The organism is Methyloglobulus sp. (genome assembly GCF_046714055.1).
Classification (GTDB): domain Bacteria; phylum Pseudomonadota; class Gammaproteobacteria; order Methylococcales; family Methylomonadaceae; genus Methyloglobulus.
In genome coordinates, this window is sequence record NZ_JBKKBJ010000158.1 from 1 (window position 1) to 25,249 (window position 25,249).

At 45.7% G+C, this 25,249-nt stretch carries 20 protein-coding genes and 1 pseudogene; 9 read left to right on the forward strand and 12 right to left on the reverse strand.

Annotated elements, in window-relative coordinates; all coding sequences use genetic code 11:
- Nucleotides 1–97: 97 nt before the first annotated feature.
- The 8 genes from tssG to tssA all read right to left on the reverse strand — a co-directional run bounded on the left by tssG (nt 98) and on the right by tssA (nt 8,396).
- Nucleotides 98–1,120 (reverse strand): type VI secretion system baseplate subunit TssG, encoded by a 1,023-nt coding sequence (gene tssG, locus ACLQ6D_RS09300; protein ID WP_411727004.1) that lies wholly within the window; start codon nt 1,118–1,120, stop codon nt 98–100.
- On the reverse strand, nt 1,084–2,955 hold the full coding sequence (gene tssF / locus ACLQ6D_RS09305; RefSeq protein ID WP_411727005.1) for a type VI secretion system baseplate subunit TssF: 1,872 nt from the start codon (nt 2,953–2,955) through the stop codon (nt 1,084–1,086). Before tssF ends, tssG begins: the two co-directional genes overlap by 37 nt.
- Nucleotides 2,952–3,614 (reverse strand): type VI secretion system baseplate subunit TssE, encoded by a 663-nt coding sequence (gene tssE / locus ACLQ6D_RS09310; protein ID WP_411727006.1) that lies wholly within the window; start codon nt 3,612–3,614, stop codon nt 2,952–2,954. Before tssE ends, tssF begins: the two co-directional genes overlap by 4 nt.
- Entirely contained in the window at nt 3,607–4,431 is an 825-nt protein-coding gene (locus ACLQ6D_RS09315) for a type VI secretion system accessory protein TagJ (protein ID WP_411727007.1), read from the reverse strand. Before ACLQ6D_RS09315 ends, tssE begins: the two co-directional genes overlap by 8 nt.
- A gap of 88 nt (nt 4,432–4,519) precedes the next feature.
- Entirely contained in the window at nt 4,520–5,005 is a 486-nt protein-coding gene (locus ACLQ6D_RS09320) for an Hcp family type VI secretion system effector (RefSeq protein ID WP_411727008.1), read from the reverse strand.
- 131 nt (nt 5,006–5,136) lie between these two features.
- A complete protein-coding gene (gene tssC, locus ACLQ6D_RS09325) occupies nt 5,137–6,639 on the reverse strand; it encodes a type VI secretion system contractile sheath large subunit (protein WP_411727009.1) in 1,503 nt (500 codons plus the stop codon).
- Nucleotides 6,640–6,641: 2 nt separating this feature from the next.
- Entirely contained in the window at nt 6,642–7,196 is a 555-nt protein-coding gene (gene tssB, locus ACLQ6D_RS09330) for a type VI secretion system contractile sheath small subunit (protein WP_411727010.1), read from the reverse strand.
- 69 nt (nt 7,197–7,265) lie between these two features.
- Complete coding sequence (gene tssA / locus ACLQ6D_RS09335; RefSeq protein WP_411727011.1) at nt 7,266–8,396, reverse strand: type VI secretion system protein TssA; 1,131 nt, start codon at nt 8,394–8,396, stop codon at nt 7,266–7,268.
- Between the two features lie 573 nt (nt 8,397–8,969).
- Here tssA and tagH point away from each other — a divergent pair.
- From tagH to ACLQ6D_RS09370, 7 genes are all read left to right on the forward strand, one after another.
- Nucleotides 8,970–10,364, forward strand: a complete 1,395-nt coding sequence (tagH, locus tag ACLQ6D_RS09340; protein WP_411727012.1) for a type VI secretion system-associated FHA domain protein TagH — start codon at nt 8,970–8,972, stop codon at nt 10,362–10,364.
- A gap of 26 nt (nt 10,365–10,390) precedes the next feature.
- Entirely contained in the window at nt 10,391–10,864 is a 474-nt protein-coding gene (tssJ, locus tag ACLQ6D_RS09345; RefSeq protein WP_411727013.1) for a type VI secretion system lipoprotein TssJ, read from the forward strand.
- Nucleotides 10,865–10,885: 21 nt separating this feature from the next.
- The gene (gene tssK, locus ACLQ6D_RS09350; protein ID WP_411727014.1) at nt 10,886–12,223 is read left to right on the forward strand and encodes a type VI secretion system baseplate subunit TssK; all 1,338 of its coding nucleotides are present in this window, start codon (nt 10,886–10,888) and stop codon (nt 12,221–12,223) included.
- A gap of 4 nt (nt 12,224–12,227) precedes the next feature.
- A complete protein-coding gene (tssL, locus tag ACLQ6D_RS09355; protein ID WP_411727015.1) occupies nt 12,228–13,532 on the forward strand; it encodes a type VI secretion system protein TssL, long form in 1,305 nt (434 codons plus the stop codon).
- A gap of 64 nt (nt 13,533–13,596) precedes the next feature.
- Entirely contained in the window at nt 13,597–17,154 is a 3,558-nt protein-coding gene (gene tssM, locus ACLQ6D_RS09360; protein WP_411727016.1) for a type VI secretion system membrane subunit TssM, read from the forward strand.
- Nucleotides 17,136–17,885: a type VI secretion system-associated protein TagF gene (gene tagF / locus ACLQ6D_RS09365; RefSeq protein ID WP_411727017.1), complete on the forward strand. Its 750-nt coding sequence runs from the start codon at nt 17,136–17,138 to the stop codon at nt 17,883–17,885. Before tssM ends, tagF begins: the two co-directional genes overlap by 19 nt.
- A 9-nt stretch (nt 17,886–17,894) precedes the next feature.
- A complete protein-coding gene (locus ACLQ6D_RS09370) occupies nt 17,895–18,620 on the forward strand; it encodes a PP2C family protein-serine/threonine phosphatase (protein ID WP_411727018.1) in 726 nt (241 codons plus the stop codon).
- A gap of 172 nt (nt 18,621–18,792) precedes the next feature.
- Here ACLQ6D_RS09370 and ACLQ6D_RS09375 read toward each other — a convergent pair whose 3' ends face one another.
- Nucleotides 18,793–21,618 (reverse strand): peptidase C14, encoded by a 2,826-nt coding sequence (locus ACLQ6D_RS09375; protein WP_411727019.1) that lies wholly within the window; start codon nt 21,616–21,618, stop codon nt 18,793–18,795.
- A 358-nt stretch (nt 21,619–21,976) separates the two neighbouring features.
- Here ACLQ6D_RS09375 and ACLQ6D_RS09380 point away from each other — a divergent pair, with 358 nt between their 5' ends.
- On the forward strand, nt 21,977–22,576 hold the full coding sequence (locus tag ACLQ6D_RS09380) for a recombinase family protein (RefSeq protein ID WP_411727020.1): 600 nt from the start codon (nt 21,977–21,979) through the stop codon (nt 22,574–22,576).
- Here the strand turns inward: ACLQ6D_RS09380 and ACLQ6D_RS09385 are convergent.
- From ACLQ6D_RS09385 to ACLQ6D_RS09395, 3 genes are all read right to left on the reverse strand, one after another.
- Entirely contained in the window at nt 22,573–23,412 is an 840-nt protein-coding gene (locus ACLQ6D_RS09385) for a hypothetical protein (RefSeq protein WP_411727021.1), read from the reverse strand. The two genes, ACLQ6D_RS09380 and ACLQ6D_RS09385, sit on opposite strands and share 4 nt — an antisense overlap.
- 313 nt (nt 23,413–23,725) lie before the next feature.
- Nucleotides 23,726–24,028 carry an XRE family transcriptional regulator gene (locus ACLQ6D_RS09390; RefSeq protein ID WP_411727022.1) on the reverse strand — a complete coding sequence of 101 codons (303 nt, stop codon included), beginning with the start codon at nt 24,026–24,028 and terminating at the stop codon, nt 23,726–23,728.
- Nucleotides 24,025–24,369, reverse strand: a complete 345-nt coding sequence (locus ACLQ6D_RS09395) for a type II toxin-antitoxin system RelE/ParE family toxin (RefSeq protein WP_411727023.1) — start codon at nt 24,367–24,369, stop codon at nt 24,025–24,027. The genes ACLQ6D_RS09390 and ACLQ6D_RS09395 overlap by 4 nt, the downstream gene beginning before the upstream one ends.
- Nucleotides 24,370–24,681: 312 nt before the next feature.
- Between ACLQ6D_RS09395 and ACLQ6D_RS09400 the strand changes: the two are divergent.
- Nucleotides 24,682–24,870: pseudogene (locus ACLQ6D_RS09400) on the forward strand (recombinase family protein); the annotation flags it as partial.
- Between the last annotated feature and the right edge of the window lie 379 nt (nt 24,871–25,249).

The following is a 25,249-nucleotide window of genomic DNA, read 5'->3' on the forward strand; positions in this document are numbered from 1 at the left end:
GGATTGCCGCGTATTTTACAAAAAACGGTGGCGCTGTCGATACCTTTGTAAGCGAGGTTATTGAGTTTACCGAACAAGGCCGTGCGGCTGATTGCGGTCATACTATTTTCTCCCTGGCGAGATACAAATCATTGGCATCGGATCTCCTTGCACTACCTTGAAGCCAGCTTGTCCAGCCAAGCTGCCCATATTTTCCGAGTTGTGTGGCGGGTACTTCATTTTTTTTGAGCATAAGGTTCAAGTCCCAGTTCAATTCGAAGCCGACATAATTATTGACCAAGGCAAGCACGTTTTTTAGCCTTTTTCCAGTGGGCAGAAAATCCTCATACTCCTTCAAACTCAGCGGCCCCATCGTAATACGGAATTTGTGCTGACATTGCCAGGTGCTAGCACCGATCACCGACGAAACGCCAAGTTGGCCTGTCGTATGGTCTGTATCGAGGTAGCAGTAACTGTTTTTAGGTATTGCCAGCCATTCCCCGATAAATTCCTGGATTTTAACCGGAACCCTAAAAAAATCTTTTAACATCGATACCAGGCCTTCACAGTGTTTTGTATGGCAACCCAGATGGGCCGCGAAATGCAATTTAGTATGATCAGGAATACTGTCGCGGTTCCGTAAGGAGGAATCCCCTATACCCAGCAACGACCCAACATAAAAGGCAAAACGGTCTTTTTCCGGGCGGTCGAGTTGGACTGTCGGTTCCTTATCGGCCCAGGCGCGATAAAACAAGCACAGCAGGCGGTGATGGAACATATCGGCAAAATCCGCCAACGTTGTATCTTTTGCATCGCGTATCCGATTCCGCGTATATTCGGTCAGATGCAGCGGCAAAGGCCCGTTGGGGCCGAATAAGCCGAAAAACAGCACTTTTAATTGCTTTGCATCCGGTGCATTCCTAAAGGATGAAAGTGTTGATGGGGCAAATTGCAGGCTTGGAGTTTGCCCCAGTCGAATCGGATCATCAACAGGTCGCGCCGAACGTCCCAAGCGAGGACGTGCGCTGTAAAAACATTCCAACTGACGCAACGCCGCATAGAACCCAAAAGCATAGGGTTCTTTCGCAAGATTGGCTAATAGGCCTAAATCAGCGTTCTCGTTCCCGTGCGTACTGGCCATCGCATTATCTCCCCTCGTTCCCTGGTCTTGACCAAGACCTGGGTAAAACTGTTTATTGAAACGTATTTACTAATAAATCTTTCCAGGACTGCCGCCAAAAGAAAGCAACCGATACCCGCAAACGCCGACTCGTCAAAGGTTATGGTTATTTCCAATCCGCGCCCGAAGCACATAGGGCCAGCAACGGGGATACGTAGCACTACAGGCCGACTTTCTACATTAAGTACGCCGTCAATCTGCTTCGTAAAAACGGGCTCTGAATAGTCGGCGTAAAGCCTCAACAAATCGCGTAAGCCATCAGCACCCTGGCTGTCGTCATGATCGATTAAACTGAGGTAATTCAATGACAGATGGCTGAGCAGCCGCCACGCATGTTGGCCTTCCGCATGGGATGGTTTAGGGTCGGTCGGCCCGGCCAGGCAGCGCACTGAGTCTAATGGGGCGCTGATTTCCAGCGTAAAATCAGTATCTCCTTCCCCGAGTAGTAGCAACATTGGCAGGTCGCGGTTGGTGCATAAGGTATTTACGCCAAGCTGTTTCAAGTCGCTACGGAAAGGCGTTGCACTGCTATCCACCAAAGAAACAAGGACTTCACTGCCCAGATAAGGGGCTTTTAGTTTTCCTGCGCCGCTAATGCCCGATGCAAGGCTATGCTCTCGACGAACAGTGTAATAGGCAACTTTATCGGTAGGGTTTGATTCTTGCGTATTGGTATAAAAAGGAAGGAAGACCCTTTCCATCGAAGCCCCGGAACCATATCCAGCTACTTCCGTTACTGTGTGGACTTCAAAATCGCTTTGTGCAGTCCTGTCAACAATAACCTGATGCTCAGTGCTGCGATGATTCAAATGGATGCGGTCTGCCCGTTTCGGAAAAAGGTTGATCGCCGGGGTGCAATAGAGTGCGAAATTATCCTTGTTAACTAGATCTTCCAGTTCCGGTTTCCCCGTATTGAGCAAGATAACAATTTCTACCGCCGTATCATTGCAGCGCCGCAGCGCTGATTGCAAATTAATGAGTTCAAAAAACAAAAATCGTTCGGGTATAGCAAAATATTCCTGTAATAACCGATAACCATTGAAAGAAGGCGATAAATAAGGAAGCAACGAATCTTGCTGCGCGAATCCTAGAGGCTGTACGGGGCTGGTGATTTTCTCCCGCCACGAAGGATTTTGAACGGCGGGTTGAATCACGATTGAAAGGTTATGCCCGAAGATTAGTTCATACAGTTGCGAAGGTAAAGCGCCTATACCATGGAGGTAGATAGGCAGACTTTCGAGAGGCATCGAGTTAATCGGCATGTCAAGCACTGTTTCCAATCGTAGCCTTATTGCCGATTTGACACCTTGAATGCCCGAATCGGCATATCGAAGGGCTAGACCTAAAGGCAAATATGAGGCTTCGATCAATTGTAACGGCCACAGCTTAAGTTCGTGGGCCGTACGAAATTCACATTTTGTTCGACCTTTAATGTCGGTATTACTGAGCATTCGGGTATGTTTAGGCAAAACAAAACCTGCCTCGGTAACGCCTCCTTTAAGATCAGGCTTGAATTGAACTACGGTCATGGACGGTAGCGGCGCCAAATAGTGCGGGTAAACCATTTCTAGCAAATGCTGGGTAAACCGGGGAAATTCAGCATCCATTTTCAATTGGATGCGAGCGGTCAGGAATGCAAAGCCTTCAAGAAGACGTTCAACATAGGGATCTGCACAGTCGGTGCGGCCTATATCGAGTCCTGCTGCTATTTTTGGATGCTGGTTAGCAAATTCCATACCCATTTCGCGTATGAACCGTAATTCCCTCTGGTAGTATTCAATCATCTGGGGATTCATGGTCGATTCTCCCGGGGACGATAGTCATAGACCGAAACGGTGCCGTCTTCCAACTCGAATTCCGTCCGTAAGTGCAAGTGCAGAGGTTGCGGCTCGGCCCACAGATCCCCTTCAATTTCGAAGGCCAGGGCATTATGGTCGAACATAACCTTATCTGCTATCACCTGCACAGTTAAAGTACGCCGGATAATCCGTGGCTCGTAATTCATGATCACCTGTTTCATTAAGCGTTCGATATGGGCTGGATCGAAACCCGATACCGTTTTACCGGTTAGGTCAGGTATTCCGAAATTCAACACCGAGCAGGCAACATCGGGATAACCGTCTAAATCCTCTTGTGGCGAATATTGACTGGCGTTTAACAACCAGTCCAGATCCCGTTTGACACAAGCCCGTATCTCCCGCAATGAACTTACCGAAGCGGTCAAAACGGAGAATTGTGCACGTAGTTCATCCAGTTGCTGTTGCAATTCTGAGCGCCGTTTTTGGCTTTCTTCCGTTTTAGTAGTCGCTTTTTCCTGTGGCAATTCAGCCAGCGATTTTTCGAGGCTGGATATTTTTTCTTTTTGGATACGAATTGAAGTGTTGATCGGATCGTCGTCGGTCAGCCGATCAAGCAAAGAAGGCAAAAAGCGTTCTTTAAGCAGCGCTCTAGCCACCTGAATGCTCCGGCGCTGTTTCTGGCTGCGAATAAAAACGAATTGAGCGGACATCCAGCAAGGGGTAATCTACCTTCTCGGTGGTCAATATTTTTTGACCCAAACCCAAAAAAAGGTCATTGCCGCAATCCTCCCAAACAGTTTTCCTGGATAAAGCAAGTAGAGGATCGTCACTGTTATATGAAGCGGGATAACGCGCAGGTATTACACCATAGCTTTCGCCACCGTTGATCCAGGCGAAATGTGCGGGTAGCCATACGATGTCCCTAAGATCTACAGGGTTTTCTATGCTGACTGAGGCTATACACTGTAGCGGCACCCATAAATAACGGCCTTCCACAATGACTTCCAATACCGGCCCTAACCGGGAGTCGCTGTCGGCCAGCCATTCAAATTCCGTCCCATCAATGTTCCCTGAAACTACTGGCGCCAACTCGAAAGCGTGATTGCGAAGTTCTTGAGATTTAAGGTATTTACCTTGAGTGGTCAGTTTTAGCGCTGACAGCAATAAGGCGACCCATTCCTCCGGTTTTCCGAAGATCACAGGATCTTGACGACCCAGAAAAACATCTTCCCTAAAGTGCTCACAAGCAATCACTTGCCGATACATCGCAACCATTGCCAGAGTAGCGGCATCCAGTTCACCGGCGACATTCAACTGCGTCAAGGCACGATCCCATTGACCCATGACCGCTAAAAGCTGGAACAGGAAAACGCGATATTCCACCTTAGCAGGCTGCGCCCGCACCTGTTCCTGTAGCTGCTGTAGTGCAGCATTCAATTCGCCTTGTTGCAAAAGTTCTTCTGCTGTCATCATATGCTTGCCCAGTATGTATACTCTGGTTTACAGTGCAAGATAATCATAACCATATGTTTTACACACAAATTTTAGAATTTGGAGAAACTTATTCTGCCTTATTAAGTTCCAAATTCCATTTTTTCGGGCCGACTTTGTCGCCAGCGCTGCCATCGTCTTTCACAGCAGTATAAGTCCACGCGATTTTGTCATAACTAAAAGCAACCGATTCTGATGCTCTTTGTGAACCACCACCATTAACCTGAACGGATTGGATCATGACATTTTCCAGTTCATACTTAAGGTAACAGACTTTCTCTCCCGTTTCCTGGCATGCTTCGAATTCAAGTTTGGCAATGTGTTTACCTTGGGCACAGAACAGATTTAAATCGGGACTCGCCTTATCAACGGCTTTCATAATATGGAAGCTGCCAAAATCAGCACGAGCAGCCGCACGCCCCCCTGTACCGCTGGCACCGGAAACTGGCTGCGATACCCCATGACTGAAACTCTCAACTTCGATCCAATCTTTGTGTTTATCATCGGTTGATTCCCCTTTAATGGGATCCACTTTGCAATAGCAATTAGTTGCCATGACATTACTCCTCAATAGTATATGAAAATAAAAACCAATAACTTATCCTTGTCGCTTATACCGATAATTCTTAAAAAATCAGATTACCGGCTCAGATCCCTAATAACAGCCAATTATTAATTCGCTACCAATCAAGCGCCTTTTTGCGAAGGCAGCTTGGAAACCAAGCGTAACGACACAGTCAATCCTTCAAGCTGGTAATGCGGCCTTAAAAAGAACTTCGACGTGTAATAGCCTGGATTTCCTTCAACTTCTTCCACCACCACTTCCGCCGCTGCCAGTGGCCTTCTAGCCTTATCCTCTTCGGAAGCGGTTGCCGGATTCGATTCGACATAGTTACTGATCCATTTATTCAGCCATTTCTCCATATCGTCGCGCTCCTTAAAGGAACCGATTTTGTCTCGGACGATACATTTCAAATAGTGGGCAAATCTACACACCGCGAACAGATAAGGCAGGCGTGCCGAAAGATTGGCATTGGCCGTCGCATCAGGATCGTCATATTCGAATGGCTTTTGTAGGGACTGGGCACCAATAAATGCGGCAAAATCCGAGTTTTTTTTGTGCAGCAAGGGCATAAAACCATTTTTGGCAAGTTCGGCCTCGCGCCGGTCGCTGATCGCAATTTCGGTTGGGCATTTCATGTCTACACCACCGTCGTCGGTCGGAAAAGTATGCGTCGGCAGACCTTCGACAGCCCCGCCAGACTCAATACCCCGGATGCGCGAACACCAGCCGTAAAATTTGAACGCCCGGTTAATATTTACAGCCATCGCATAGGCAGAATTAGACCAAGTGTATTTGTGATGGTCAGCGTGTTCGACATCTTCCTCGAAGGCGAATTCTTCAATCGGAATGGTTTTTGCCCCGTAAGGCAACCGCGATAAAACACGCGGCATCGTCAAACCGATGTAACGTGAATCTTCCGATTCCCGCAATGAACGCCAAGAGGCATAATCTGGAGTTTGAAAAATTTTGGTCAGATCACGGGGATTAGCCAACTCCTGCCATGACCCCATATTCAAGAGGGATGGTGCTGCTGCCGCGATAAACGGTACATGGGCTGCCGCAGAAATTTGTTTGATCTCTTCCAGGAAACCAACATCAGTCGGACTGTGATCGAACTCATAATCCCCTACCAAACAACCGAAAGGCTCACCGCCGAACTGCCCATATTCATGTTCGTAAATCTTTTTAAAAACAGGGCTTTGATCCCAGGCAGTTCCCTTGAATTTTGTCAAGGTTTTATGCATATCTTTTTTGGAAATATTGAACACCTTAATCTTTAGCATTTCGTCTGTTTCGGTGTTATTGACCAGGTAGTGCATACCACGCCAACTGCCTTCGAGTTTCTGGAAGTCCGGGTGATGCATGATCCGGTTCACTTGGTCGCTTAAACGCTTGTCGATTTCTGCGATGATAGCCTCAATCGATTTGACGGCATCGTCAGAAATCAGGTTAGTTTTCGCCAAGGCCTGTTCGGCCAAGGTTTTAACGGCATCTTCAACGGCTTCTTTAGCCCGATCCGATTTCGGTTTGAATTCTTTTTGCAGTAAGGCGGCGAAAGAATCGCCGGCTTCCAATGTTTCAGTGGCAGCTTCAACGCCAGTTGCCTGAGTTTCGATTTCGGCCATTGTTAATCCTCCTTCTTGGTGGTGTTAGGTTCGCCGGTTTCATCCGGTTTAGTTGCCTCAGCAGCAGGTTTGGGAACTGCCGCCAATGATTGCAACAAGGCGGAATCGTTTAATGCCTTGGCAATCAATTCTTCTGCACCACCTTTGCCGTCCATGTAGGTGAGCAAATTGGAAAGTTGGGTACGCGCCTTAAGCAATTGGTTAAGCCCTTCAACCCCGCTGGCTACCGCGCCCGGAGAGAAATCGTCCATGCTTTCAAAAGTGATATCGACACTTAAATTGCCTTCACCTGTCAGGACATTAGGGACTTGAAATGCCACTCTCGGTTTCATTGCTTTTAATCGTTCATCGAAATTGTCAACATCGATTTCCAAAAAATCCCGATCAACTACCGGTGCCAAGGGGTCTGCCGGTTTGCCGGACAAATCGGCCATCACACCCATCACAAAAGGTAATTGAATTTTTTTCTCAGCGCCATAAAGTTCAACGTCATACTCAATCTGTACTCGTGGTGCCCGGTTGCGGGCTATAAATTTTTGACTGCTTGCTTGTGCCATTTTTTTATACCTCTGTTCAATAGTAATAGTTGCGGAAATTGTTCGTTAATACTCTTTTGGTTTTTTTGATTAAGTTTTTTTCTGTTGTGTACCACAAATATTTTCTGCCTGACTGACCGCATCAGGCGTAAGGTCTTGCAAAATCTCCATGAAATTCATGGAAAGTAGCTTTTTTGCCCGTTGCAAAAGAAAAGGAACAGGGCTGGAAGGTTCGTAATGTTCAAAATATTTACAAATACCATCAATTGCGAAAATGACATCTTCGCGGGACTGTATTCCATTACTTTTGACTGCCTTAACTCCCCTTTGTGTAATATCAGTCATTGCCAGCACATCTAGCCTGACTGCTTCAGATTCGCCCTGCTCAAGCGCTAAAGCTTCTTTAAGTTTAATTTTTTCATCAAACAATTTTTGGAGATTCTTGAATAATTTTATAAAACGAGAAATATCCGGTGCATTTTCAGGACCCGCCTTATCAGAAGATATGGCAAGGATTGCCTCTGCTTGTTCGAGCGCGTGTTTTATCGTATTTCCCAGATCTCTCAGATTTTGAAGATCGGTCTCGTTAAATGCTGCCTCAATGGAATCCAGATAGGCAGATGCCTTTATTTTGGCTTCTTCTAACGTACCTGGAGCGTCCTTATTAAGACTTTTCTTCAAAGATTCCACATATCCTTCTTGCGACATGTGGCTCAAAGCTTCAACTTTACTTTTTGAAGCTTCAATTAGGTTCCAGGAAAACTCGCCCAATCTTGACTTAGTGAGAGGGAGATTTAGCAGGGGTTCAATAATTTTTTTGTCATCATCCAGTGTGGCTAGTGTATTCATACGCAGCACAGGATAATCATCCTCTGGATCCTGGCATGGGTAAACATCATCCCAATGTTTTTGCAGCAATCCTTTTATAAGAGTTAAGCCATTGTCCAACCCTCTAAATCCATCCGTTTGAACAAGGCCACAAGTCAAATACATAGCGACTTGGATATCCCGGCTGCAGTCCAATAATGTTAAGGCTGAATCACGTACTTTTTTCCAGTCAGGAGCCTTTTCTGGAATAATTACATCGCCCATTTGCCTTTCGGGTATGAATTTTGCGTCATTTTCTAATTGGGCAAAAGCATGATCCTGCTCCAGATTCTTACCGCAAGGGGAATCAGGGCTTATATCAACAAGAAAATGATCCAATGTAAAATTACTCATTTTTCACCTTATTCAGCCAATATTAATTAAACACTAATCTTTCCAATAATTATTCTTTAATTTTTATCATTGAACAACTTAACTTCAAATAAATCTTTTCGGTATTTTTATTTTTTCTGGTCTAGAACGTGAGTTGATGCTAACACCAAACTCACTCCGCTTAAAAGTGAATTTTTCACATTCTTGGTCACTTTTTTGTTAGATCACTATGTTTATGCCAGAAGTACCCTAATTTTGGTAGCATTATTCTGCACGTTTGAACTTGAAGTTTAAATCTATCACGACTTAAAAATGGTACACATTTAGTCGCTTGCTTTAGGATTCAGGTTTAGGCTATAGTAAAAACGCAAGGAATTCCCAATTCTGCATAAAAATTTCATCAAAGCTATTAAAAAGTTCACAGCTAAAAGTTATTTTTTATGCATAATAACTACGGCTAATCTCTGTTAGAAGATGTTAGGTATCTTAAATATCTTTTAGTATTGAAAATTAAACGCGCAAAGAGGAAGTTGTAAAAAAATTTATTTCCTAGGCCAAATTATGGCCATAGTCAAAAATGGGATGGTTGTTAATATGAAACTTTTGCTAAGTGTCATATCGTCGAAGGCAAATCTGGATCGTGCCTCCCGAATCACGCTCAATCAAGAGAGCGCATCAATTGGGCGACACGAAGACAATACATTAGTCCTGTTTGATCCCAAAAGATATATTTCCAGTCATCATGCCCTGATTGAATACAAAGCTCCAGACTACTTTGTTACAGACATCAGCGCCAACGGAGTCTTAGTCAATCAATCTTTAAAACCGTTAGGCAAGGGGAATAAAACAAAGCTTAAAGATGGAGATCAACTCAATATTGGTGACTATACCATTTATGTTAAATTGCTAGAGGATAGTATTTATCCAGTCGCTGTGCCTAGTGAGCCGATAATAGCCCATGACATTGAGATTTTTGATGATCCGTTTGCTGATTTTGATTCAGATCCCATCCAAAAAATGATCGACAGCAATGAACTGATTCCCTCTACCTGGAAAGGGCAGGAATTACCCGAAGACCTGTTTGGGATTCCAGGCCTTGATAATAAGGCATCGAACTTAAGCGACAACAATAAGCATGACAACACCGCCTTTGACCATATCCCTGCTTATAAAGAAGCATTCCAGCCACCCCCCAAAAAATTAGTTGACCAACCAGTCACCACCACAGACCCGCCTGATTTTTTTTCCGAGGCCTGGTTTCTTGATAAGGGCGACACTACTGAAGAAATAATTGCAGTTAAGGCTTTTCCGCCTCTTATCATTGAGCCAAATCAGCCCCCTCCCGTTACAATTCCAGAGCCTGTAACAACATCTTCAGCAACCGATTTCCAGAATGAACTCATCCAAAACTTCCTTAAGGGAGCAAAACTCGAAAATGGCAAGTTTGCTGAAACGATTAACCCACAGACTTTTTACATTATTGGCACTATCCTCAGGGCATCAATCCAAGGAACCAGGGATGTGCTGGAAGGAAGGGCACAGATAAAAAATGAAATGCACTTGGATGTGACCTTGATTAGGCCTAAGGAAAACAATCCGATCAAGTTTTCAGTCAATACGGATGAAGCATTGACCAAACTCTTAACGCCAGCGGATAAAGCTTACCTTTCCCCAGAAAAAGCCATCAATGAAGCGTTTGATGATATTCGGACACACCAATATTCCGTCATTGCAGGAATGAAATCTGCCTTGTTTGCCATATTGAAACGGTTTGACCCCAAAATACTGGAAGAACGCCTACAAAAACAAAGCCCCATAGCCGCCAACATTCCCATCCATAAGCAAGCCAAATTGTGGGGATTATTTGAAGATCTCTACGAAACTCTGGAACAAGAGACAAAAGATAATTTTTATCATTTATTCGGGCGGGCATTCGCAGACACGTATAGTCAACTCATTAATAAAATAAAGAAAGACAACCCAATTTGAATCATAGAAAACTAAGCAGACGACTTATGTACATAATTACGACAGCCATTTTATTTATAACCTTGATGTTAGGAGGTTGCGGCTCTGAGCCTAAGAAAGAGGAACCACCGGAAACAAAAATACAAGTCAACATATTTGTTTCTGCCCAAGTGAACCCTGATGTCAATGGTCGTCCTTCTCCGATTGTGGTGCGGTTATATGAACTAAAAAATATCGGCAAATTTGAAGAAGCCGATTTTTATAAACTGTTTGAAGACCATGAAGGCTATCTTGGCTCGGATCTTTTGGCCTCTGAAAAATTTCATTTTAAACCGGGTGAAATTAAGGCTCTGGGCCATGCGGTTTCGCCAGACACAAAATATATAGCGGTGACGGCTGCTTTCCGGGATTTTAATCAGGCGGTGTGGCGGGACTTCATAGCTATAGAGAGCGCCAAAACGACTGAACTATTTGTTGTACTGGAGAGTTTGAACGTGACTATTAAAAAACAACCTAAGTAAACCAACGTTGAAGGTAAGTTTATGTCATCGAATAACAAAGTTATTTGGACGGAAGGCATGTTTCTGCGGCCTTCCCATTTTCAGCAGTTGGATCGATATTTCCTATCCTGGGTAGAATCTCGATGTGCAGTATTGCACTGTTACAGTTGGGGCGTGACTAAGCTTGAAATCGACCAGCAACTTCTCGCACTTGGAAAATTCGCAATAACATCCTGCCAAGGGGTTTTTCCTGACGGCACACCTTTTAGTATCCCAGACCTTAATGCGCCACCCATCCCCTTGGAGATTCCAGCAGAATCGAAAAATGAACTCCTGTACTTATCGCTGCCCGTCCGTGGCAGTTTCGGCAAAGAATTGGCTTGGAATGAAAACACAGACGAATTTATCCGCTATCGGATGAAAGAAATCGAGGTCAAGGACATCCATTCACAATACGGACAGGACAGTTCGACTGTCCAAAGCGGGGAGCTTTGGACAAGATTCCGTTTATCCCGCCAAAACCAGGATGCTTATGTCAATATCCCTATTGCCAAGGTCATTGAACGCAAGGCTGATAAGCAAGCCCTGTTGGACAGTCAATTTATCCCATCCTGCTTACACGCAGGCGCTTCATCCCAACTGAGAAGCTATATCCAGGAAGTCGAAGGAATTTTACATCAGCGGGGGGATGCCCTTGCCCAACGCCTGGGATCACCGGGAACGGGCGGGGTCGCAGAGATTACGGATTTTTTGCTCTTGCAGATCATTAACCGTTATGAACCGCTCTTCACCCATTTTTCTACGCTGCAACTATTGCATCCTGAGCGGCTTTTTAGTGCCATGCTCGAAATGGCAGGTGAGTTGGCAACCATAACCCAGGCTAGCCACAGGCCGAAAGCTTTTCCGCAATACATCCATGAAGATTTGTTCAGTTGTTTCAATCCTGTTGTCATTGCCCTTCGTGAAGCCTTAGGCTGGGTATCGGAGTCCAGGGCGATACCTATCCCATTAGAAGAACACCCACGCCAAATTCGCACGGCGATTATTCACGACCGTCAACTGCTGCAATCGGCGGAGTTTGTCTTGGGCGTTAACGCCCAGCTATCAGCAGATAAAATACGTAGCCAAATTCCTCGCCAGACAACTATTGCCACCCGCGAAAAACTGCGCGATATTGTCATGTCCCAAGTCCCAGGTATTCAATTGATTGGTCTCGCTACTTCCCCTAGGCAAATACCTTTTCACAAAGGCATGACCTATTTTGGACTAGACAAGAATCATGCCCTTTGGCAAGAACTGGAAAAAAGCGGTACGATTGCCATGCATTTTTCTGGGGAATACCCCGGTTTAGAGTTGGAATTCTGGGCAATCAGGGATTAATTTTATGAGCAATGATAAAGACGACCCATTTTTTACACCACAATCCGATGACAGGACGATAATCAGGCCTATCCCTGGAGGCAAGCGTTCAGACATCCCTACTGCGCCTTTACCCAACAAGCAACCCCCTGTTTCCACAGGGCCAGCCCCAAAGCTAGGCAGCCTGAACCCGTTAGAGAAGTCGGCATCGGGTTTGCTCGCTTTGTTGACGAAGCTGAATTCTTCCTATTCCCAATCAGACCCCGTGGGATTGAAAAACCGGATCATACGGGAAATCGAACAATTTCAAATTACCGCCCAGGCGGAAGGCATTGATCCCCAAACCATTTCCAGTGCCCGTTATGTACTCTGCACAGCTTTGGACGAGGCGGTTTTAAACACCCCTTGGGGTAACGACTGCGGCTGGTCGCAGCAAAGCCTGCTAAGCCTTTTCCACAAAGAAGTGAGTGGTGGGGAGCGTTTTTTCCACCTATTAAAAGCCTTGGCACAAATTCCTTCGAAAAACAGGGACTTACTAGAACTGATGTACGTATGTATTGCATTAGGGTTTGAAGGCCAATACCGCCTCATTGAAGGCGGGAAAAATAAACTGTCTAGCATCAAGGACTGGCTGTACCAAATATTGCAGAAAGAAAGAGGCATTGCCGATCAAGTGCTATCGCCCCATTGGCAAGGCGTAACTGACCGCCGCAACCCGTTAATGCAGATGGTTCCGGTATGGGTCTTCGGGGCGGTTGCCGCCGGTCTTTTGACTACCGTTTTCAGCGTATTCTTATTCCAGTTGAACAATGACTCGGATCCCGTATTCAAGGAAATCTTCGCCATCACCCCTCCGACCATAGCAGTGGAACCGGAACCTGTGCCGATACCACAAGCTAAACCGCAACTGACCTTATCAATCCTTCTGGCGAATGAAATTGCCAATAAGCAATTGAAAGTCATGGAGTTGACGCAACGCAGCACGGTCACCATCCAAGGCGACAATTTGTTTGATTCGGGCAGCACTTCGGTAAATTCCGCTGTCATGCCGCTGTTACAACGGATTGCCGAATCATTGAACCGTATACCAGGGCAAGTGATGATAACCGGGCATTCCGATAACCAACCTATCCGAAGTGCCCGCTACCCTTCAAATTGGCATTTATCAAAAGCCAGGGCCACTTCTGTCGCGGCGGTAATCAAAAAAATCCTTAGTGACTCAGTAAGAATATTGATAGAAGGTAAATCAGACCTCGAACCTATTGATTCAAACGCGACCAAGGAAGGCCGGGCGAAGAACCGACGTGTTGAAATCACATTACTAAAATGACGCCAGGTATTGCACATGAACCCCAACTATCTCTCTTAGCGGCTGACCAAGGATCATCAAAGTGATGAAGCTATTTAATTTTTTCAAACAACGCTGGTTCATCTCGCTGCTCGGTGTGATTGCGGTAGGTTTGCTGGTCTGGTTTTTGGGGCCTTTCATCGCATTTGCCAGTTACGAACCGCTAGCCCCTGAAACTCACCGCTGGGGCTTGATAGGGATAGTCACTGCATATTGGCTGGTAGTGCGGATCTGGTCTTATTTCACGGCAAAAAAACGCAATGACCAAGTGCTGACTGCCATGTCGGTCAGCAATGAACCGGCATTGAGCGCGGATGAAATGGCATCCCGTGATGAATTGCAGGCCATCAAAGAACGTATGGATGATGCGTTGAAAATCCTAAAGAAAAGCCAGTTAGGCGGACACTTCGGGCGGCAGTTTCTTTATCAGTTGCCTTGGTACATTATTATCGGCCCACCGGGTTCCGGCAAATCAACGTTATTGAAGAATTCCGACCTGAAATTCCCCTTGTCAGACCGCTTCGGAAAGGACGCTATCCGTGGGGTAGGAGGCACCCGGAATTGTGATTGGTGGTTTACCGACGAAGCTGTGTTATTGGACACTGCCGGACGTTATACGACGCAAGACAGTCATGAAAAGGCCGACCAGCTAGCGTGGTTAGGCTTTCTCGACTTATTGAAAAAACACCGCAGCAGGCGACCCATCAACGGGGCAATTATCGCCATAAGCATTGCCGATTTGCTCGAACAGAGTAAAGCGGAGCAACAGGTCCATGCCATTTCAATCCGTAACCGTGTCCAGGAATTGCACGAACGCTTCAATATCCGTTTCCCCGTGTACCTGTTGTTTACCAAATGCGATTTGCTGGCAGGGTTTATAGAATATTTCGACGACCTGAATCAGGATAAACGCGCCCAGGTTTGGGGCATGACATTCAGGTTAGAGGAAAATCCCAAAGCCAATGCAGTTGAACAATTCACTCAAGAATTCAACCTTCTGGGAAAACAACTACAAAATCAATTGATAGACAAGCTACAACGCGAACAAGGGGGCAATCGGCGTAACCTTATTTATACCTTCCCGCAACAATTCAGCTCCTTGGGCGAGCTGGCCCAATCTTTCCTCAGCGAAATTTTCCAAACCACCCGTTATGAACACTCAACCCTGTTGCGCGGGGTTTATTTCACCAGCGCGACCCAGGAAGGTTCGCCGATAGACCGGATTATGAGTTCCCTGGCAAACAGTTTCGGGCTGGATCGCCAAAACCTTGCAACTGCCGCCAATCAGGGCAAAAGTTTTTTCATCAACCGCTTGTTGTCCGATGTTATTTTTGCCGAGCACGGCTTGGCTGGCGCTAACCTGAAGCTGGAAAATAAACGCGCCTGGCTGCAACGTGGCGCATTCATTTCCATTGCTGCGATTACTTTATTGGTGGCCTCGATATGGCTGTTCAGTTATATGGGCAATAAGGCCTATATCCAGGAAGTCGCCCAACAAGTCAAGGGGCTGCAACAAAGCGTCAGCCAGCTTGACCCGGACGAGACCGATCCCCTGCCCTTATTGCCGCTGCTGGATAAAGTGAGGGATCTGCCTGGAGGATATTCCGACCAGCAAGAAGGGACACCCTGGGGACTAAGTTTTGGGCTGTACCAAGGCGACAAGCTGGGGAATGCTGCGGATAGCCTTTACCAGAAACTACTCAAGAATGTCTTTCTGCCCCGTTTGCTGTCCCGTCTTGAGCAACAACTGCAAAACAACGCCAACAACAGCGATTATCTCCTGGAGACGCTTAAAGTTTATTTGATGTTTAACGACGAAAAGAATTATAACCGGGAGGCTGTCACTGCATGGCTTACCCTTGATTGGACGCATAATTTGCCCCTTGATGTCCCCAACGAGCAGAGACTATCTCTTATTAGCCACTTAAATACCTTGTTGGCTACACGCCCCGTGCCGTTGCCACGGCCATTAAACCAAGCCTTGATAAGCCAAACCCGCGAAATATTGGAAAATACCCCGATTGCGAAACGGGTTTATGCGCGTATGAAATTGGAACTCGCCAATAGCGGCATTACAGATTTTACAGTCAGCGAAAAAGCAGGCCGTGACGCGCCGCTGGTATTGTCAAATAAAAGTGGCGAACCCCTTACACGGGGCGTTCCAGGGTTTTTCACGTGTGCGGGTTATAAGGACGTTTTCCTAAAAAATAATGCCCAACTGATCGACCAACAAGTTGCCGATAACTGGGTGCTGGGAACCACAGAGAACGTGAAGCTGAGCGATTCGGAAATGAAAGCCTTACGGGAAAATGTCCTGAAACAATACCTGAATGATTACATAAAACAATGGGATGATTTATTGGCCGACATCCAGCTTAAACCGTTTTCCAGCCAGACCCAAATGGTGGAGGTGCTGAACATTGTCGCTGGTGAAAACTCCCCCTTACGCCTGTTGTTGCAAGCGGCGGACGAGGAAACCAGCTTCGCTTGCCTTGCCGAAAAAAATAAAGACTTGTTGGATAAGGCCAGCAGCAAGATTACCAGTGCCGGGAATATGCTCGAAAAAATTATCAGTTCAACACCTGATGCACACTCGGCAGCGCCGCCAGAAATCACCACCAACTTGGTCACGGAACATTTTAAGGAATTGCACGAACTCGTCCAAGGCAAGCCGGGTGGACAGCCCCCCCTCAACCAATCCCTTGCCGTGTTGAATGAATTGTATGTTTACCTGAATTCCTTGTTACATGCCAGCGGTGAGGAACTGGCTACGGAACAACGCAAACAAAGCCTCGAAATAATTGATAAAGTCAAACTGGAAGGAAAACGCAACCCGTTCCCCTTGAAAGACATGCTCGACACTATCGCAGCCGACAGTAGTGATTTGGTCAGCGGTGGGGTCAAGAAGCACTACAACAATATGTGGCGGTCTACAGTCCTGCCTTTCTGCAATAAGGCGATACAAGGGCTTTATCCGATGTATAAAAGCTCCAGGGAAATCACCTACGAAGATTTTACTGCTTTCTTTGGCCCCGCCGGTCTCATGGATGATTTCTTCACCAAATACCTTGCCGCATCGGTAGAGAAAGGCACAAAAGACTGGACCTGGAATACCCGTGGCGCGGCTGATCCAGCTATATCTGCCGCTGCATTGGCACAATTCCAACTCGCCGACACCATCAAGAACATATTTTTTCGCATGGGCAAACAATCCCCCGCTGTCAGCTTCAAGCTCAAACCGATTTCCATGAGCCCTGGGATTACCACATTTATACTGGATGTTGACGGCCAAAAACTCACTTACGACCATGGGCCCGTGCGCCCGGTTTCCATGAAATGGCCTGGGCCAAATAATGCCGGTCAAGTCAGTATAGAGATGCTTCCCCCTATTCATGGCAGTTCAGGCCTGTCCAAGGAAGGGCCATGGGCATTATTCCGGGTATTTGATGAAGCCCAGATCAGCCGCACTTCAAATCCAACGATGTTCATCATGACTTTCAATATTGACGGACGCGAAGCAAAGTTTGAATTGCGTGCGGACAGTGCAATCAATCCTTTCCAATTAACGGATTTGGAAGCTTTTAAATGCCTGCCGAACCTGTAAATGTGGTGGGGTATCATGGTAAAGTGCCTACCCACGGGGATTTTGTTAGCAGGGGATTGCCAAATACTTTTATTGGCCCTTGGGATGTCTGGTTACAGGAGGCCATCCATACCAGCCGCCAACAATTGGGGAATAATTGGCTGGACTATTACCTGACCAGTCCGCTATATCGTTTTGTCTTGTCGCCTGGGATATGCGGGGATTCTGCCTGGATGGGGATGCTGATGCCCAGCGTCGATAAGGTAGGGCGGTATTACCCCATAACCATAAGCCTAAAGGATCATGAAGCCAGCAACCCATTTGCGGCATTGCAAAAGCACAACGGTTGGTTTGAACAAGTTGAATTACTGGCGCTTTCGTGCCTAAAAGATGATTTTAACCTGGATAATTTTTACCAGGGAATCTGCCAATTAACCCCAAATTTCGCAACCCAGCCGCCCGATAAGGTTAAACCACTTACATCCCAGGACGGCATGGCTTTTCCTGCCGCTTTCTGGCAACCGCTCAAGACACTTGAAGCCATGCCGGATATCCTGCCCTCAATCCTGGACAAACTGCTCAAAGACCATTGTTTTGCTTACAGCCTATGGTGGACGCAGGGTTCAGAACACGTATCGCCATCGTTATTGATATGCGCTGGCCTTCCACCTTTTGACGGCATTGCGGCAATGTTCGACGGCAACTGGCAACAGTGGGACTGGGAAGGTCAACGCTATCCAGTACAACCCTGACTTCCGGCAATGACAAAAGCCGGTTGGGAATCTTACGGAGTAACGCACACTGGAAAAATACGAAAGATTAATCAAGATGCGTTTTTAGAGTTGACCGACAGCCAATTATGGCTAGTTGCCGATGGTATGGGTGGACATAAGGACGGTGAATATGCAAGTGGCGCAATTGTAGATGCCTTAAAAAAATTTGCCCCCAATAAGACTATTGGAGCCACAATCTCATGGATACATCGCAAACTACAAAGCGTAAACCAAGCCCTTTGCCATTTGGAAAGCGAAGGCGGAGGGCAGGAGATCATAGGAAGCACAGCAGCAATTTTGTTAGGCTACCAGCAATACTGCATATCCTTATGGTCTGGGGACAGCCGAATTTACCTTTTTCGTAACGGCAAACTCAAGCAAATAACGCATGACCATAATTATGGCGCTTACTTGGCTACTAATGGCTTTGGCCTTGATGAAGCCAGCGCTCACCCTTATTCACAATTCCTGACCCATGCCATAGGGAGCGATAAAGAATTCTTTCTGGAAGCCCAAATTCAGGAAATAAGGCCAAATGATATTTTCCTGCTCTGTTCCGATGGCCTAAATAAGGAAATTGCAGATACAGAAATCGAAGCCATTTTACAAGCAACAGCCATTAAAGAAGCCACAGGCCAATTAATGGATCTAAGCTTGCTGCGTGGGGCACGGGATAATGTCACCATTGTTCTCGCGCACTGCATAGGGGGATAACTACCTGTTGCAGAAAATCCAACATGTTAACCGCCAAAGGCCTGATTACTTCGCGAAGACTGTAGACACAACTCCAGATTTTCGGGTTGTGATCGTTCTTGACCCCGTTCCTGCGTGGATAGCCCTGTCCACTGTTTCCGATGTCGAATCAATACTCGGTACCGCCAAACACCTAACTTCTGGGTACAAAAAAGAATGGGCTGCCTTCGTGTCCGGCGTGTTGCATGGCGGAATATTGCGGTAATTGCTCAAATCCGGCCAGGGATGCGGATTTTTTAACTTTGGACGCAATCATCCTATATAGTTCGTAATCTTCCATGACCCCCTTATTTATTTTAAGAGCACTCAAGAAAGCGTTGGCAAACACAGAATGATTGCCCGAACCAGAATCAAGCACTGGCTCCACGCCACCGGAAGTCATTACGGTTCGAGCCTTGCGCTTAGTCATGAAATTAAGCCACTTTTCGCGTTTTTCCTCAGGCATGTCATCAGGTAAGCGCACGATAGTGCTTTTTGTCAAGGCACCGGAATAACAGGAATCGGCAATGACCAAAATATGTTTAGCAGAGATGACGCTAACATACTGGGTAATGTCATTGCTGGACAACCAATTTGCAGGATTTCCGGCTTCAGCATCGGAAGGCAACCAATAGGCACTTTGGTCGCCTTTGTCGAGGTCTCCATGACCAGCATAGTAGATCAGTAAATTATCATTTTCTATCAGTGTCTTGCGTAATTCATTAAATGCACTCATCACCTGATGGCGGGTTGCATTCAATAATAATTTTGTCTTATATCCATAACGGGTGCGTAAAACTTGGCCTACAGCTTTAGCATCATTCACTGATGACTTCAAATCCTGCAAGTTTGAGTAATCATCATTGCCAATGATTAATGCGTAAAAACTGCCAAAATCAACATTAGGGTATGATACTGAAATGATTTTTTCGAGTGATTGGTTGGGTGTTTGGGTGACGGCTTGTTTTGGGACCAATAAATTAAAGTTTAAGACACTGCTTTTGTTGTTAACATCTACAGCGACTATTTTTACCGTTGTAGTCGTATCCTCCAAAGCAACAGAAGACTTGAATATGCCCTCTTTATCAACTTGTAATGTGTGGTCATTTATCTCTAAACTTTTCAGGGCGGAGACTGGGACTACTTTACCAATAATATCTTTTGTTTTGGCGATAGTCCTTAGCCTGTAACTTTGGCTGCCACGAGTCAGTTTCAAGGGCGGGTCAATGATTTCTATAACTGGTCCTGCCTGTGCGATTTTGTATATTTCCGTATCCTGGAGAGACGCAAGAATGCTTTGTTCTTGTGCAAGCGCATTTTTGAGCGATTTTATTTTTTTCCCTTGTGTGGCCAAGTCACTTTTTTCAATGGTTAGTTTTGAACGTAAATTTTCAACAGCGAGTTTGTCTTGGTTTGTTACGGCTTGTTGCGTTTTTTCGTCAATGATGCCCATTTCTTTCTTTATTTGGGCGAACATGCTGTCGTATTCGTCTTGGGTTGATTTTAATTGGGCTTGCAATTCTTCAATTTTATGTTCGGATGCAACGAGTCCTGAACCTTCGTTTTTTTCATTTGAAGCAGTGTCAGACTTGGCAAGAATCTGTCGTTTTTTATTTTTTATTTGCGTTTCTAGGTGGATAACCTGAAGTTCCTGCATATTCAAGCTGGATTGGCTGTCCGCTTCATCTTTTTGCAGGGTTTGGACTAACCGCTCATTCCGTGCGGTATTTAATTGTTTTTTAATAGATTGGTATTTATGTTTCTGTTCCGATAATTGTTGACTGGCAGTGTCCAGTTGTGCGCGGAGTCTACGCAGTTCTGTTTCGTAACCTTTTGATTTTTCACGTTCCCTAACCAATTCTCCATTATCAGTCGTTCCAGTCGAGGCAGCCAGTACGTCAGATTGGGCTGCAGAATATAAGCGTTTCTTTTGTTGTAATGTGTTCTCCAGCGCCGTGACTTGTTGTTTGTTATTTTCCAGGTTTGTTAGTTTAGTTGTCAATTCTTGTTGTAAGGATTGGATCAAATTCTCATTGCGGGTTGATTTTCCTTGTTCCTGGTTTAATTTGTTTTGCAGGTTATTGAGTTCTTCTTGCTTGTTTTGCAAAGTTTGCTGCTGTTTAGAATGCTGTTGTTTAGTTTCATCCAACTCAGCACTTAAGGTATTTAATTTTGCCTCAAGTTCCTTAGATTTCCGCCGTTCCCTATTCAGCTCAGTGTTATCTGTAGTTGCTGCTTGGGCAGTTACAACATTAGACTGGGCATTCGTTTCTTCGAGTTGTTGCTTGGTTTTGTCCAGTTCGGCGCGTAAATTTTCTGTTTCTTCCTTATACCCAGCCAATTGGCTATAATAATTGTTGGGGGCTAACTCATTGGTGACTGTGGCAAACGGCAAACCGGATTTGTCAAGGCCGGAGGCTCTCTTGAGCCAATTTTGGGCTGTAGCCTTGTCTGCCTTTACGCCCCGCCCTTTTTCGTAGAGATAACTCAGGTTGACCATGGCCCTGGAATTGCCTTGTTCGGCTGCTTTTAGGTACCACTCGGCTGCAAGTCCGGGTTCAGGCGCTCCCCCCAAACCTTTTTCATAAATTTCGCCCACCGTGACCTGGGCTTCAACATCCCCTTGTTGTGCCTGCGCCAACCAAGCCTTTAGCGCTGTAGCGTAGTTAGCGCGATCATAGGCAACATATTCGCCGCCCCGTAGCTCACAGTCACCTGCGGCCGTCTTGATCGGGCGACGCGCAGTCAAGAACGTCATTTGGGAGCCTAATTTGTGGATCTGCCCCGGTAACAGGCAATCGACAATAAAAAGTTTGTCGGTGTCTTGTGGATTATAGCCTTCGGCTTCTTTAGACCTGCGTAGCTCCGAATCTGAAATGGTTTGGCAACCCGAGAACGCTGTTATAGAGGCGGCGAGAAAAAAATAACAAACTTTCTCAGTAAACGTACCATTGGCAAAAGTTGATTTTAATAATGGCATAGTTACCTTCCACAATGGAATACTTGTTATAAGTATTACTGGAGATTTAATAATGACTGTTAAGTAATAGTGTAGCGGGTTAATTATCCTTTTCCAAAAGTGCTTTGAAAAAGTTGGTTTTACTATACTCCATATTTGGGTTTTTCTGCATAAAGGTACGTAACGCACCATAGGATTTCAAAATCTCATTTCCAGTGCCGTTAAGGGACAGTTATCGAGGTTTGGAGGACAGAGAGCGGCAAATACCCTTAAGTTTCTGTCTTTGAGTCGCTCAATGGCTTTTAATAGCGGCGTTTCACAAACGTTCATTTGTGCAACGATCATTGGATTACCGTCCAATAAGGCTTGCATAAATATATTGCATAATGAAATTTATTTGCAACAGGTTTCTGCAACAATGCTTATCGGTTATGCGCGTGTTTCGACCCAAGACCAAGATACCGATGCACAAATTGCCGCATTAAAAGCTTCCGGGTGCGAATTGATCTTCCAGGAAAAGGCATCAGGTGGCCGTTGGGACAGGCCGGAACTGCATCGCTTGTTAGGGCAACTGCGTAAAGGTGATGTCTTGGTGGTCTGGAAACTTGACCGTCTATCACGTTCCTTAAAAGATGTGTTGCTCCTGATGGAGAAAGTGGAACAGGCCAGTGCCGGTTTCCGTAGCCTAACCGAAGTGATTGACACCACCTCGCCGGGTGGCCGAATGATGATGCAAATGGTAGGGACTTTTGCAGAGTTCGAGCGTGCGATGTTGCGTGAGCGCACACAAAATGGTCTTGATGCGGCACGAAAGCAAGGCCGGGTTGGTGGTCGCCGCCCAAAACTCAAGAAGCATCAGCAAGAGGAAATCGTTAACCTGGTCAACTCTGGGCAGAAAAACGCAGCGGATGCCGCCAGGTTGTTTAATGTCCATCCTGCTACCGTATCGCGTATTCTTCAACGCGACAAAATTCCTTAACCGGGTTTTACGTTCCATTGCTCCCTAAACCCCTTGACCTGGAGCCGATTCAATAACGCCTCAATTTCCATCGACAGCAAAGGCATATTGAGTTCTTCTAAAATAGCCTGCTTATTCTTTTCCCAATGTTCAATATCGATCAGTTCATCTTCCAGGGTACGATAGCCATGACTGTCTTTAATGAACACACCACCTTGCTCCAGGCCATTTTTAAGTTGGATATAAACCATACACTCATACCGGTCACCATCCACTTTTTTGACAGCTTGATGCCCGGCAGCCTGCACTTTATACGTCAGGAATTTTCTCAACCTTTTCGGAAAGAACCGCAAAGGTACGTCTTGATAGTCATAGTCCCGGAACGACTGGTTTCCACTCAGGTGCTGTTTTAAAAAAGCAACCGCTTTGGCCATCTCCGCATTCGCACACGAGAACTCAAGCGCCTTGAATAGGGGGCGAATATTCTTTTTTATGGTCAACCCAAACTGGCCATAGTATTGCCAACGATAAAAGTCACGGTCAAGGTTGGGCTTTTTAAAATCGTCAAGGAACTGCGGGTAATGGTCTTGTGGATCCACCTCAAAGGCTTTCTGCCTGATTTGGCTATCAGGAATACGCTCATCGATGTTAATGGCCATCACCTGCCAAGCTTGTTTTCTGAGTTGTTTGTCCACCGCTTCGGAAATGTCTATCTTGGCTCGCTGATAGTCATCGGCTTTCTCTCCATAGTGGGTCAGCTTATGGATAAAGCTGGTGACCAGATGGTCGTTGATCTTGAGCAAGCGGCGGTGAACGTAACAGAGCAGGTAAAGCCGGGCGATGTTTTTATTGGCCATCCTTTTCAATTTCTGGATAGTGTAAAACTCGGCCAGATTGGCGTAGTAGATAATATTCTGTTCCGAAATGCCCAGTTTGGGTATCAGTGCCAGCGACTTCGCATAAATGCCAAAGATCAGTTGTTGTTTGGCAATGCTGGTTTTTATTTCAGTGATGCTGAAGTTGGGGTTTGAGGCGCAGTGGAACGGAAAACTGAGTTAGCGTCTTTAACTGATGTGCCATTAATGACGTCAACTGGTCGATATTTTCTCAATTAACTGGCAAAAAACGACCCTTAGACATACCTACACCTGTTGGTTCTTTAAACAAAATTCAGACGGGTTCCAGCTCTATTCTTACTTTTTTTCCAAGAGCGGCGGCGGCACTCACTAAGGTTGTAAGGGTTAAACTGGTGTCTTCTTCATCTAACAACCTATTAAGCGATGCTCGGCTGGTGTGCATTTTTTTTGCCATTGCCGTTTTACTCAGCTTAAGCGAAGACATACCTTCTGAAATTTGCCAGGCAATGACACGTTTTGTTGCAACGGCAGTTACTTCTTCGAGAATCGCTTCTTCGCTAAGAAAGTCGTCAAAGCTGCTGCCAATATGAAGGTTTTCTTTGTGTTGATTATTCATCTTTTTCCCCGCAAGGTTCTCAATCTTTGTTTTGCCAAATCGAGCTCTGGCTTCGGTGTTTTTTGATCTTTCTTGATAAAGCCATGCAGCAGAATCATTGTTTTGTTGACGATTACAAACAAAACTCGCGCTATCCGATTATCAAGCTTAATTCTGATTTCCCAAATGTCGCCTTCAATGTGGTCGACTAACGGCATACCAAGAGGCCAACCGAATTGCACCGTTTTAATATCTTCGCCAATAGTTTTTCTGTCTTGAGCAGATAAATCTTTTAACCATTCTCTAACTGGTTCGCTACCTGCTTCAGTTGCAAAAAATTTAACAGAAAGTATTGGCGTCATTCTTATAGTGTATCAAAAAAGATACGAAAAGAATAGCATGTAAATAGGGATAGTGTTGTCACTTTTCAAAGCTAGTGTCAGCAGATTGTCGAAGCCGATGTCAGCAGCGTTAAAACCCGAGTCGCAAAAAGGGGCTTTGACAGGATAAAGGGTTTTTTATCGGAATTCGCACTGTTTGATGTCACATTGTCCCAGCACATAGCCAAAATAGATGGTCAATTAGACAGTAGCCAAGTTACATTGCTTTTCACAATATTGGCCATATGATTTATAGTTAGCCAATTTCAGTATACCCATGTTGGCTAACCCTCTATGAAAGTCGCCCGCATTTATCTCCGCGTCAGTACTGACGCGCAAGACCTTACCCGTCAAAACGACATCGTCCACAATGCACGGGCAGAAGGTTATTACATCGTCGGCATCTACCGTGAAAAGGCATCGGGTGCTCGCGCGGATCGGCCCGAGCTGCTGAGAATGATTGCTGACCTACAACCTGGCGAAAGGGCAGGAGCAGGTGAAATTCGTCCTGCACAGTTATGAACATGGCGAAGCGCAGCCAGCGCGGGACCAGCAACGCCAACCAATCTCCTATGATTTTCTTTGGCAGTCATTAGGGATAACGCCTTAGATAAATCATCGTTATCATTGGGTAGCCAATGGCGAAGCGGCCACTGGGAATGAGCTATTTTAAGGTTGTTTGACCGACGATTACCGACCAACTGCGGACCCTCACAACTGCCATGACCAGCAAGTCACGTTAGCCAAATTTCACAATATTGAGATTGGTTCTTGGGGAAACATATAAATTTTCAAACAGAAATCCTTAATGACACCAAACATTGCCAGCCTTAAATCCGATCTAAAGGACTAATCACGCCCT